The sequence below is a fragment of the Gardnerella sp. DNF00354 genome (assembly GCF_049262755.1).
Lineage (GTDB): Bacteria > Actinomycetota > Actinomycetes > Actinomycetales > Bifidobacteriaceae > Bifidobacterium > Bifidobacterium vaginale.
Window position 1 is genome coordinate 959,558 of sequence record NZ_CP058402.1, and the last position, 13,422, is coordinate 972,979.

9 protein-coding genes and 2 pseudogenes are annotated in these 13,422 nt (G+C 38.5%); all 11 read left to right on the forward strand.

All coding sequences use genetic code 11. From position 1 onward, the window contains the following. Positions 1-75 precede the first annotated feature (75 nt). Complete coding sequence (locus tag HXT24_RS03800; RefSeq protein WP_116692191.1) at positions 76-2,436, forward strand: DNA gyrase/topoisomerase IV subunit B; 2,361 nt, start codon at positions 76-78, stop codon at positions 2,434-2,436. Positions 2,437-2,656: 220 nt separating this feature from the next. After that, positions 2,657-4,863: pseudogene (locus HXT24_RS03805) on the forward strand (InlB B-repeat-containing protein). A 245-nt stretch (positions 4,864-5,108) separates the two neighbouring features. Next, positions 5,109-5,288 (forward strand): primosome assembly protein PriA, encoded by a 180-nt coding sequence (locus HXT24_RS03810; RefSeq protein ID WP_415681341.1) that lies wholly within the window; start codon positions 5,109-5,111, stop codon positions 5,286-5,288. A 35-nt stretch (positions 5,289-5,323) separates the two neighbouring features. Continuing rightward, a complete protein-coding gene (locus HXT24_RS03815; protein ID WP_422119197.1) occupies positions 5,324-6,211 on the forward strand; it encodes a hypothetical protein in 888 nt (295 codons plus the stop codon). A 45-nt stretch (positions 6,212-6,256) separates the two neighbouring features. Continuing rightward, a complete protein-coding gene (locus HXT24_RS03820) occupies positions 6,257-6,808 on the forward strand; it encodes a transposase (RefSeq protein ID WP_422119198.1) in 552 nt (183 codons plus the stop codon). A gap of 5 nt (positions 6,809-6,813) precedes the next feature. After that, positions 6,814-7,656 (forward strand): annotated as a pseudogene (locus HXT24_RS03825) (IS3 family transposase); the annotation flags it as partial. A gap of 130 nt (positions 7,657-7,786) precedes the next feature. Next, positions 7,787-9,580 carry an InlB B-repeat-containing protein gene (locus HXT24_RS03830; protein WP_422119199.1) on the forward strand — a complete coding sequence of 598 codons (1,794 nt, stop codon included), beginning with the start codon at positions 7,787-7,789 and terminating at the stop codon, positions 9,578-9,580. Between the two features lie 208 nt (positions 9,581-9,788). Then, complete coding sequence (locus HXT24_RS03835; RefSeq protein ID WP_019261981.1) at positions 9,789-10,031, forward strand: DUF3791 domain-containing protein; 243 nt, start codon at positions 9,789-9,791, stop codon at positions 10,029-10,031. Continuing rightward, complete coding sequence (locus HXT24_RS03840) at positions 10,028-10,522, forward strand: DUF3990 domain-containing protein (protein ID WP_004125069.1); 495 nt, start codon at positions 10,028-10,030, stop codon at positions 10,520-10,522. Before HXT24_RS03835 ends, HXT24_RS03840 begins: the two co-directional genes overlap by 4 nt. A 6-nt stretch (positions 10,523-10,528) precedes the next feature. Beyond that, positions 10,529-10,756 carry a DUF3791 domain-containing protein gene (locus HXT24_RS03845; protein WP_415681344.1) on the forward strand — a complete coding sequence of 76 codons (228 nt, stop codon included), beginning with the start codon at positions 10,529-10,531 and terminating at the stop codon, positions 10,754-10,756. Positions 10,757-10,876: 120 nt separating this feature from the next. Next, entirely contained in the window at positions 10,877-13,333 is a 2,457-nt protein-coding gene (locus HXT24_RS03850) for a cell surface protein (protein WP_415681345.1), read from the forward strand. Positions 13,334-13,422: the final 89 nt, after the last annotated feature.

A 13,422-nucleotide genomic window follows, 5' to 3' on the forward strand; every position in this document is an offset into this window, starting at 1 on the left:
GTTGCTTTGTTTAGCAGGGATGCGACACTTATTGCTTAGTGGTTGCTTAATATTCGTGTTGTACAAGGGGTAGAAGTGGTCTCTAATAAAGATCGAGAACAGTATGATGCCGACAGTTTGACTGTGCTTGAAGGCTTGGATGCTGTACGAAAGCGCCCAGGCATGTATATTGGCACCACTGATAGTCAAGGTTTAATGCATTGCCTTTGGGAAATCATTGATAATGCTGTTGATGAGGCTTTGGCTGGGGCTTGTGACCATATTATTGTCACTCTTCACGACGATGGTTCTATTGAAGTTGCAGATAATGGACGTGGCATTCCAGTAGATGTAGAGCCTAAAACAAAACTTACAGGTGTTGAAGTTGTTTTAACTAAGCTTCACGCTGGAGCTAAGTTTGGTAATGCTTCGTACAATGCTGCAGGTGGTTTGCATGGTGTTGGATCTTCTGTTGTAAACGCTTTAAGCTTGCGACTGGATGTTGAAGTTGATAGAGATGGTAAAACGCATCACATGGCTTTCCATCAGGGGCATCCTGGTGTTTATAGTGACGCAGATCCAGCAAATCCGTCTCCAGCTTCTCCGTTTAAGCGCACACGCAAGAACAAGCCTACTGAGCTTGAAATTATTGGTACTGTTTCTCCAAAAACTACAGGTACTCGAGTTCGCTATTGGGCTGATCCTGAGATTTTTAATTCAACAGCTCGCTTTAGTTATGAACAGTTGATTGATCGAGTTCGTCAAACTAGTTTTTTGGTTCCAGGCTTGCGCATTACTGTTATTGACGAGCATGTGCCAGAAGGCGAATTTAGCGATATTCAAGAGATTGATGTTAGCGCTAGTGATGATGCGAATGCTAATACTAGTGATTTAACAGATGATTTGGCTTTTAAGGATGAATCGCCAGCAACCGTAGATAATGAAGCTAATGAGCTAAATCAATCTGAATATGAATCAGAAGAATCTGAATCTGATGGCGAATCAGAAGAAACCACTGCGCAATCTGTTGCAAATAGTGAGTCTTCTAGAGAATTGCAAAATAAGCATCATCCTCGAGTGGTTGAATTTTTGCATAACGGCGGAGTAAAAGATTTCGTTGATTTTCTTTCAAAGGGTCAAGCAGTCTCAGATATTTGGCGTATTTCTGGCGAAGATACGTATGTAGAGGAGACACAAGCTGTTGATTCTGCTGGAGATTTACATGCTCAGCAAGTGACGCGTAAATGTGGCGTTGACATTGCGATGCGTTGGGTAAACGGATACGATTCAACGATTATTAGTTTCGTAAACGTTGTTGAAACTCCTGGCGGAGGCATGCACGTAGACGGATTCTTGCAAGGATTGACTAAGCAAATTCGTAAAGCTGTTGAAGATAATGCTCGCAAGCTAAAAGTAAATCTTAAAGATTCAAACACTAAGATTGAGCGAGACGATATTCTAGCTGGAATGGTTGCTGTTGTAACAGTTCGCATTGCTGAACCTCAATTCCAAGGTCAAACTAAGGATGTTCTTGGAACTGCTCAAGTTAAGCCAATCGTTACAAAAATGACTGACTCTCAATTTGGGGAGATGATTAGCGGGTCCAAGCGAGGATTCAAAGAGCAATCTGCCAGAGTTTTAGAGAAAATCGTTTCCGAAATGCATGCGCGTATTCAAGCGCGTAAAACTAAGGAAGTTACTCGTAGAAAGAATGCACTTGAGTCTGCTTCAATGCCACCAAAACTTTCTGATTGCCAGCCTGGAAATGACGATGTTGCAGAACTTTTCATCGTCGAGGGTGATTCTGCACTTGGTACGGCAAAAGCTGCTCGAAATTCTGCTTTCCAGGCACTTTTGCCAATACGCGGTAAGATTTTGAACGTGCAAAAAGCAAGTCTTGCGCAAATGTTATCCAACAAAGAGTGCGCTGCAATTATTCAAGTTGTTGGAGCAGGATCGGGCGCAAGTTTTGATATTTCTCAAGCGCGTTATAACAAGATTGTTATGATGACAGATGCAGATGTTGACGGCGCGCACATCCGTATTTTGTTGCTAACGCTGTTCTACCGTTATATGCGTCCGCTTATTGAGCACGGGCATGTTTATGCTGCTGTGCCGCCTCTTCACAGAATTGCGCTCGCTGGAAAGCGCAAAGGTGAGTACATTTACACTTACTCAGACGACGAATTGGCTGGAAAGCTTGATGATTTGCAAACTAAGGGCATTGATTTTAACAGCGATATTCAGCGCTACAAGGGCTTGGGTGAGATGGATGCGGATCAGCTTGCAGACACCACTATGGACCCTAGAACGCGAATGCTAAGAAGGATTCGTATGGAAGATGCTCAGCAGGCGAGCGAAGTATTCGATTTGCTTATGGGTGATGATGTTCCTCCGCGCAAGCAGTTTATTGTTGATAACGCTGACGACTTTGATCGTTCCAAAATCGATACCTGATTTTGTTTTACTTGTGCGTTAAGTTACTTAATATTTGTAATTTTCTGCGCATTGCATGATGTGTATGACAAATTTTGAATTGTAATTACATTATGACATTTAGTTAAGTTATAATGATTTTATGATATAATTGCGAATGCAGGTTTGCTTCAATAGTGGAAGTGAGTCTGAGATTTTGCATTTGCTGATTTTCTTAGAATTTGTTTTATAAGAGGGAAAAATGAACAAGAAAACTGTGATTTTATTATCGACTACGATGATGAGTATTGCTACAGCTGCTTGCGCTTTTTGCATTGCTCAAACTGCGAATGCTGCTGATACTTACGTGGATTCTGGCACTTCCACTGCAAAAGTTACTACCCCCCCCCAGTTGTAAATAGCACTTCTCAAAAAACCGATACTTCTGATAAGAGTGTAATAAAGTCTTCTGATTCTTCTGAAAAAAATAATGCAAAATCTGAAGAGAATGTGAAACCAAATTCTGGTACAAATATTGATACGAAGTCTGATATAAACTCTGAATCCAAGCTTGAGACTAAGAGTGATGTAAAGTCTAGTATCAAGCTTTCTGCAAATACTAATGTAAATTCTGTAATTGAGACTACTGCTAAATCTAATGCAGATTCTGTTGTAAATACTGATACAAAGACTGAATTAAATATTGATTCAAAGTCTAAAGTTAATGATGACTCAGTTTCTCCAACAATTTTTAATCAAGCGCTTTTCGCTAGTGGTAAGCCAGATCCCAATCAATCACAGAAACCTCAAACACAAACAACTGAACTTAAGGTGAGTTTATGCTGGGAAACTATGAATGAGGAATATGCAGGCGGCAAAAACGCATTTGTTAAAAGTGATAGCGATTTTGGCCAATTAAATTTTGGTAGTTGGGATTTTGGTTCTACACTAGACTCATCAAGACAAGATGTAAAAAATGCTTTTAAGAATATAGAGTTTCAGATAAAAGATACAACTGATAATAAAATAGTAGCAACAACCGCTGGCACCTATGATCCTAACACTGCTACGAGCGCAACAAAAAGCTTGGGTAGTTATGATTCAACTCATACATATGAAGTATCCGTAGTAAATAGCACAATTCCAAGCCCGTATTATGTGACGTATAATAATGTTTCAGCCAATGAGGGAAACGAATTTAAAGGCGAGATATACCACTTTAAGTGGAATCCGTCTAAAGGGTCTAATAAAACGTATCAAAACAAATATTTCCGCCTGAATGTCCTGGAAATCGTCTATGCCAAAGATGAGTCTGTGGCAGACAAGTGCTTCTCGTATGAGCAGCCAAAAAAGGGTGATGGAAGCTATCGATCAGATGGTAACTGGAATTTCACGTATAATGATGACAATATTTTTGCGCGTCTGCGTGTAAAAGATAATAAAATTCAGTTCCCTTCAACGAATCCTGTGAAAGCGGGCTATAAGTTTGATGGTTGGCAGTTCTATGTTGCTCAAAAATCAAACGGTGGGCCATATACGTCATTTGATCGTATGAGCGACGACGATAAAAAGGTAATAAACAGTACAACGGTTGCATATTCGCCCTTTGGAACGAAACCATATATTGACTATCCGTATTTGTTTGCCCTCATACGAGACAACAAGGGCGTTAATACGTTTGGCAGTAAACTAGGAACTCAATATTGCTCTACTAACCATACGTTTGTTGTATTTCCAAAGTGGGTGGAATCGGGTTATAAAGTTACATTTATGAATGGCGACACCCAGCTTGCAGAAGTAAAAGTGCAAGAGAACAAGTCGATCGATGGAGACGAATGGACAAGTGAGTCCATGCCGGCTGATCCGACGCAAGCTAATAAAGACTTTGCAGGTTGGAACACTCAGAAAGATGGTAAAGGCGACGCCTTCACTAAAGACACGGTTGTAAAGAGCAATATGACAGTGTACGCGCAATTTAAGGATAAGGTTAAGCCTGCGCCTGCACCTACGCCATCTCCGTCTCCGACTCCTGCACCGACTCCTATTCCAGAGCCTAAGCCATCTCCTGTTCCAACGCCGACTCCTGAGCCAGAGCCGGAATCGAAGCCTACGCCTAAGCCTGAGCCAGATGTGACTCCTGAGCCTGAGCCAACACCAGTTCCTGACGTTCCTTATGTGCCTGATGATTCGTGGATTCCTGTTCCTGAGATTGTTCCTGAGAATCCAGAGTATTCTGTTGTTGAGCAGCCTGTGTTGAATCCTGTTCGTCCTGTAGATAAGCCAGTGGAGCATTCTGTTGAGCAGCGTTTTAAGGCTGTTGATGCTGGTGAAGCTTATAATGCTAAGGCTCCTGCTAAGCATTTGCCTGATACTGGTGTTTCAGCAACTTCAACATTTGCAATTTCAATCGTATCCCTTTTCGCTGGTTTTTCTAGTTTGCTTGCTGGAATAACTAAACGCAAAAATTAGTATTGTATTTATGAATGTTTTGAGCGAATGCTGATAATTTCCCTCTGATGTTTTATATATCAGGGGGAAATTCGTTGCTATCGTCTTATCTGATTTCAAACAAATATTGTGTGCATCTACTTATATTTAATGTTTATCTTTATTGTATAATTAAAAGTGTTTATAAGTTTTGTGGATTTAAGCTTTGCTTAATGGTTGTTTGTACAATTTATGTAATTTTATGAGTTTTTAGTGAAGAGGCGAAAATGAATAAAAAAACTGCAATCGTGTTGTCAACGACGATGATGAGTATTGCTACAGCTGCTTGTGCTTTTTGCATTGCTCAAACTGCGAATGCAGCTGAAAATAATTCTGCATCAGATGTGAAGCAGAATGTAACTAGTGCTGATTTTTCTAATGGGGGGGGGCTTTCCTTGGTGATTTAGCAAAGTCACAAAAATCTGTAAAATCACAAGAAAATGTGCAGAATGATATATCTGCAAAGTCGCGCGATTTGGCGCAGTCACATGCTTCTAAACAGTCACAAGAAATTATTAGAAAACAGAAGTCTGATTCTGAAGGTCATGAATCTAACTTTGATAATGCGGATCCTTCTAGTGGTGAAACTAGGTTGACATCTTCCTCTGACTATAGTGGTTCTGTTGCCGATAACAAAGCTAATAAAAGAAGTGATCTTACTGATGCGGATAAACCAAAAAACGATGAAGTAAGTACACAAAGATCAGTTAAAGCAGCAAAATATGATAGGGCGGTAGTAGAGTCGCCTGCTAATGTCGATAAGCAAAGCGAAGTTAAGCCTGATGGAAGTGGCGTATATGATTTTAGTAATGATAAGGATATAAAAAATCCGTTCCCTAATGTAATTACACCGGCCGAGGTTAAAGAGTTGCAGGACAAAACGAAATCTGTTAGACCTCTGCCTTCTATTCAAAAGATTTTTTATACGCCTTATGGCAAGAAATTTTCTGTAGAGAATGGTCAAGCATCTGGCGATACTAGAAGTATTAATGAGACTATCAATACATATAATGGCAGGCTTGGAAGAGTTGATACATTCATATTTTTCCCGCGGGTTGATAAAGATAGTGTATATACTGCCGATGGTCAATTTTATCCATACAGATCATCCCGCGAGCTAAAAAATCCAGATGGATCAGCAGATTTTGACTTTAATAAAGCTCCCGACAATAAGATCTCATACAGGCTCGAGGTAAATGGGAAGCTTGTTGGATCCAATTTGGCTGAAAAGACTAATATCAAAGTTTATATGAGAAAGAACCAAACGTTTATTCATGTTGTTATGGAGGGTGACAACACTCATGAAGCTATTTTTGGCTATGAAGGATGATATGTACCCCTTTTTCTGGACTGTTAGTGAAAAAAGGGGTATTTAATGCCAACTAGTAAATATAGTTACGAGTTCAAAAAGAAGTGTGTTGAACTATACCGTCAAAACCTAGAATTACCAACACCTAATACTATTAGTAGAAATAATTTCCGCGGTATTGTCTCATACTGGTCGCGTTTAGTAGAAGCTAAAGGGCTTGAAGTACTTAAACCACGTGTTAAAAAACATCGGTATTGGGATCCCAAGGAAGAGCTTTGCTTGGTTAATCAAGTTCTCTCTGGGAGCAGTATGAGACAGGTAGCAATTAAGAACGGGTTACTGGAAGGTCAAGTAAGAAGATGGGTACAAATATATGAAACGGAAGGTTATAGTGGTTTAGTAAAACATACTCGTAAAAAACCAGTAAAAGAGCCTTGTATGAGTCGTAAAAACACAAAAAATTCCCAGCCTTTAACCGTGAGCGAGCGTGAAGAACTTAAGTTTCTTCGTGAAAAAAACGAGTATCTTAAAGCAGAAAATGCAATACTAAAAAAACTAGATGCCTTGAGGAGGGCAAAGAAAGCTGCTCTACTCAAGGCGAAAAAGCAGAATCAGTAAAAGAACTCGTTTGTCAAGGATATAAGCTGAAACATCTTCTTCATGCTATAAGAATGTCGAAGTCTACTTACTATTTCGAGTTAAGCAAAATAAATGTGGTAGAACTACGCAATAAAACCTTAATGAGTATTATTCAAGAAATATTTACTCACCATAAGGGCAGGTATGGTGTTAGAAGAGTATATGGTGAGCTAGTAAACCGTGGGATTAACGTTAATCACAAGCGTGTTCAACGTTTAATGCACATCATGCGACTGGTTGGGAAACGTCCAAAGGAAAAATATCATTCATACTTGGGTGAGGTTGGTAGAGTCGCAGCTAATGTTATTAACCGTGATTTTACTACTACTGCTCCTTTACAGAAGTGGACTACTGATGTTTCACAGTTTACTTTCCAGTGGGGTAAGTGTTATCTTTCGCCAATACTTGATATGCATACGAATGAGATTATTGCTTATGATTTATCGTTGCACCCTAATTTAGGTCAGGTAAAACGCATGTTAGATAAGGCTTTTAAACGTTTCCGAATGGTTGAAGGGCTTGTGTTTCATTCTGATCAGGGTTGGCAGTATAGGCATGCTTATTTTAGGAGTGTTTTGAAGGAACATGGGATTATTCAGTCTATGAGTCGTAAAGGTAATTGTTATGATAATGGGATTATGGAATCGTTTTTTGGTAGGCTTAAGAACGAGATGTATTACGGGCATGAGCATGAGTTTGCTTCGTTTACTGAGTTTGCTAGAGCGTTAAAAGAATATATTTATTATTACAATAATGAGAGGATTCAGAAGAAGACTGGGTGGATGCCTCCTGTTAAATACAGGGAAGCATCCACGCGGGCGATATGATTAAGTAAGAGGGATATGTGTCCAGAAAAAGGGGTACATATCAGGATTTAATCATGAAGACTCATCTGGAATTTTTGGATATGTTGCCTTTTTACCCGAATGTGGCGCGCAATTTCATTTTGTTGATGACTTGCAATATCGCAAGGCAGCAAACATTAAAGGGAATGATGAGCTTCCACAACGTAGTTCTAGTGAAACTGATAGGTTCTCTACTAAACCGTTTACCAAGTTGGATTTATCCGATTTGTCTGACATGAAAAATATTTCCGAAGTTAGGTTTGGTAATAATCAGGTTGTCAGAAATATGTATACGCCTCTTCTAAGCTACGAAGGCGATCCCAAGAAAGATTCTATTAAGCGCCCAACTATGGAAGAGCTTAAAAACACTAACATCCCTGGTTATCTTTATTACAGTAACGATATTGATACTCCTAATGGAGGCAAATTTACCAAGGATAATACTGAAAATTTTGGCAACTACGATTACGGTATCGCTCGCGATAAGGATGATAACCAGTTAACAGTCAAGCATTATTATGTGACTTTTAGACCGATTCCTACTCAGCTTGTTGTGCAATACAAAGATTTGCAAAACAAGATTGAGAGTGGTAAACCATTTGAACTTTACGTTGGCGATAAGCAAATTGCGGGTGATTTCAAGTCATCTGACTCTAGCGCAGCTCCAGAGTTAAACGCATTACAATCAATGATAACAAATAAAAATACGGCTTTGCTTAGTGAAGCTGCTGGTTATCTTTCCAATGGTTTTGCTTATTTGTCTCCTGGAAACTACATCGTAAAGTCTGCTGCTGAAGCGCCTACAAACTATGAGTGGGTTGTTGATTCATCAGATATTAATAGTGCTCCAACTAGTGCGAATGTTAATATTGCAGTGCACAAAGATGATAATGTTTCTACTCAAAAAGTTGTTACTTTTGTGTTGAGAAGAAAGATTGCTACCGTCAAATTTATAAATGATGGTGACAAGAAACCGTATGCTACTGTGAAAGTTCAGCAAGGTCTATCTATTAGTGGAGATGAATTAACTGATCAGTCTATGCCTAAGAATCCTTCTAAGAAAGGTTACACTTTTAAAGAGTGGAATGCAGACTCTACAGGTAAGGATAGAAGCGGAATATTTACTGAAAAAACTACAATAAAAAGTGATATAACAGTCTATGCTATTTATGATTTAAATGCGACCGTTATGAATGTTGCTCCAACTCTTACATTGCAGGATAAGACCATTACCGTTGGTGATTCTCTTAATTTAAATAGTCTTGTTGTCTCTGCTACAGATCCTGAAGATGGAGACCTAAAAAATGAGGTTAAGATTACTAATAATGGTGGTTTTGATAATACAAAGCCTGGCGTTTATAAAGTGACATTTACTTTATCTGATAAAGGGAAGGCAAGTGTAACTAAGACTGCTACTGTTACAGTTGTTAAGAAACCAACTCCTGAACCTACTCCGATTCCTGAGCCTGAACCTGAGCCGAAACCAGAGCCAACACCAACGCCGATTCCTGAGCCAGAGCCGGAATCGAAGCCTAAGCCTACGCCTAAGCCAGAGCCAGATGTGACTCCTGAACCTGAGCCAATACCAGTTCCTGACGTTCCTGATGTTTCTTATGTGCCTGATGATTCGTGGATTCCTCTTCCTGAGATTGTTCCTGAGAATCCAGAGTATTCTGTTGTTGAGCAGCCTGTGTTGGATCCTGTTCATTCTTCGGATAAGCTGGTGGAGTATTCTGTTGAGCAGCGTTTTAAGGCTGTTGATGCTGGTGAGGCTTATAATGCTAAGGCTCCTGCTAAGCATTTGCCTGATACTGGTGTTTCACTGGTTATGTCTATAAGTGCTTTGTTTGTGTCGTTGTTTGCTGGTTTTGGTTTGTCTATGTTCAAGTCTCGCCGCAAGCATTAAACGCAAATATCGCATATAATCGCGTATAAACGCGTATAAGAATTAAAAAATATTGGAATAAGGCTTCTGAGTAAATGTTTTATAACATAAAGTCAGAAGCCTTATTCTATATGCGATTTTTGATGTAAACTGTATTAAAGGTTTGTTTTAAGAATTATTACTTTGTAAGTCAGTGTTCTATTGTGCTTTATCTTAAAAAGGAGGGTTTATGATTGGTAGTAAGCAAGAAGTCTTTGACAAAGATAAGCTTGATTTTGCAATATTTTGTATTGAAAATGTTGCTAAGAAGCTTAATCAAAACCCTCGCGATACGTATGATGCTTTGACTAAGAAAAGTAATATTCTTATGTCTTATATTGTTCCATCTTATGATGTTTTGCATACTCAAGGCAAAGAGTATATTACAAATGACATTATTTCCTTTATGCGCGAAAAAGGTGTAAAAGTATGATTGTTTATCACGGTTCTTTTATGCCTGTGGAATTTCCAGATGTATTACATTCGCGTAACAATGTTGATTTTGGCGCAGGATTTTACGTTACATCAATACGCAGTCAGGCTGATAATTGGGCGAAGAAATTTATTAGCAAAGACAAAGATGCTTTCGTTTCTTCTTATAATTTTGACGATGATGCGCTTAGTGAATTATCTGTTCTTAAGTTTGATTCATATTCTGAAGAATGGCTTAATTTCATACTTAATGCTCGTTCTGGAAATGATACGAGTAGTTTTGACGTGGTAATTGGCGGTGTTGCGAACGATAAAGTTTATAACACTCTTGAATTGTTTTTTGATAATTTAATTACTAAAACTGAAGCTTTGGGTAGGCTAAAGTATGAGAAGCCCAATAACCAAATTTGTTTTAGAAGTCAAAAAGCTATTGATTTGTGTCTTACATACATAAAAAGCGAGTGTGTAAATAGTAAGTTTTTAGGGGAGTGATGGATTTTGAAGGCGAATCCTATTTTGTTGCAAAAGAAGTATGCTAGGGTTGTAAGTTTGCTAGCTGAGCGTGCTGGGTTGAGTTATGAGCATGCGCTTGACGTGTTTTACCATTCCGTCACTTATGATTTGATGCGTAATGGTATTTCTGATATGCATTGCATGAGCGACGGATATTTAGTTCAAGATCTGCTTGATGAGATGCATAATTCTAAAATGTGTGTTAATGCATGACTTTTGTAATAAATTAAACGATTGCGTGATATATCATGCTTGCATTAGTATTTCGACTATAAAGCGTACAATGTGTATACGTTTTTACATTATCTCGTTATCTATTTTTTAAGAGGGTAAATGAATAAGAGAACTGGTCTTATATTGACTACAACTATGATGAGTATTGCTACGGCTGCTTGTGCTTTTTGTGTATCACAGACTGCGAATGCTTCTGAATCTTCTACTGTTGCTTCTGCCAATGTTACACAGAATTTAGGTGCTGTAAGTTTTAATTCCGCCGATGGGGGGGGGTATCTAGATAGCGCTTCTGTAAAATCTACAGAATCTACAGAACTTGAGAAGTCATCGAAAACTTCAAAACCTACAAAACTTGCGCAAAATAGTAAGTATTCTGAAACTACTAGTGAAAATATTCATAACACTGTACTTACTGCGTCTACTGGCAGTATTCTTAAGAACAATTCACTTGATGGCAATGCAAAGACGCAAAATGTTTCTCAATCTATTGGTGAAGATAGAAGCGTTCATGAGGGAACGCCTGTTTTTGATACTGCTGCTAATTACAAAAAGACTGGTGAAGATGATGACCAAATTAAGTATACTTATGTGAATAATACTAAAAAAATCACAAATCCATTCCCAGATGTAATTTCAAATGACGAGATTGAAAAAGCGTTTAAGAATAAAGAAACTTCTGTAGAAAAAATTTATTTTAAGCCTGCTGCCACTTCAGATAATCCTAATCCCAAAAGTGAGCTTGTTAAAAATAGATTCTTAAAGAATGTTGATGGAGAATATATTGTTTACAAAGTATATAAAAATGATTATGTTTCTGGTAAAAATGAATCACAGATTACTTCATCTCAGGGTGTGTCTGTAAATGGATCTATCTCAAAAGATGGTAGTATTTATGCTGGTTCTAAACAAACAATTACAGCTTCTGCTGAACCAGTTGATTTTGAATTAAATGGTTATACTGTTGCAAAGAATTGTAAAAAGTCTATTGATATTCGCTCTGAATATTCTTTCAAAAATTACTTATATTTAAAACTCACGTACAAGTATAAGTTTAATTTTGAAAAATTTAAATTTGTGTATGTTTATTGTCATAATGCTGGGTGCAATACAAGTTATAATCGTTATTTTTCTGCAGCAGATGCGCAGTTCCATTTTGTGGATGATTTGCAATATAGAGCTAAGAATCCAAATGGGGTAGATAAAGACGGTAAGTTAAAGCAACGAGGAAATTCTGACACTCATCCATCTTTAACTGATGAAGACAAAAAGAAGGGTACTCTAATATCGTCAGTTCCATTTTACGAAATTGCGGGATTGACGGATATTTCTGGTACTTCTGCTGTAATAACTGATAAAGCAGCCTTCTATCGAACAGATAGTGGTGACGGTAAGACATCTATTTTGTCTTTTGATAAAGATCCAGGTATAAAATATGCGAAGCGTCCTACACTTACTGATCTTACTGGTAAGAATATTCCAGGATACGTGTATTGGGATAATGACATTGATAAGCCTCAGAACAAGAATCATGAGTTTGCGAACGATAATGATACTAAGGAAGATCCTGGTAATCACTATCTTTCCTTTGCTTATGAAATGAAGGATGGCAAGCCTGTTAAGCGTCTTACACGTAAACACTATTATGTTACTTTTAGAGCAATTCCTACTCAGTTGGTCGTTAAATATAAGAAGTCTGATGGAACATTTGAATCAAATGCAAAGTACGAGCTTTTAGATTCTGGTAATGCGAAAATTGGCAATGAATTTGCTGCTACGAGTGGTGATGTTACTACAAGCAACAAAGAAGCTTTAGTTACTATGATGAAATCGTCTAGTACTACTTTTCTTAAAAGTTTTACTGGCTACTTATCTAACGGTGCTGTGTATTTGTTACCTGGAAAATATACAGTAAAGCCAAATGTTAAAGCGCCTGAAGGGTACGAGTGGGTTGTAGATTCAAATAAACAGGATTCCAAAACTAGTGCAGATATTAATATCGGACTTCAAACTGGAAAGACTACTGCTCTACAATTTATTACTTTTGTATTGAAGAAGAAGCCAACTCCTCCTGTTCCTACGCCATCTCCAACTCCTGCACCAACACCAACTCCTGCACCAACACCAACGCCGACTCCTGAGCCGAAGCCTGTTCCAGGGCCAGAATCGGAGCCTACGCCCAATCCTAAGCCAACTCCTGAGCCTGAGCCAGATGTGACTCCTGAACCTGAGCCAATACCAGTTCCTGACGTTCCTGACGTTCCTTATGTGCCTGATGATTCGTGGATTCCTCTTCCTGAGATTGTTCCTGAGAATCCAGAGTATTCTGTTGTTGAGCAGCCTGTGTTGAATCCTGTTCATTCTTCGGATAAGCCAGTGGAGCATTCTGTTGAGCAGCGTCTTAAGTCTGTTGATGCTGGTGAAGCTTATAATGCTAAGGCTCCTGCTAAGCATTTGCCTGATACTGGTGTTTCACTGGTTATGTCTATAAGTGCTTTATTTGTGTCTTTATTTGCTGGCTTTGGTTTGTCTATGTTCAAGTCTCGCGGCAAGCATTAAATATGCATGTAGTAGGTTGATTTTATGTAAGAATCTAGTTATGTTGTGTTGATATTGTGATTCAAGAATTCCCCCTGTTGTGTAACTTG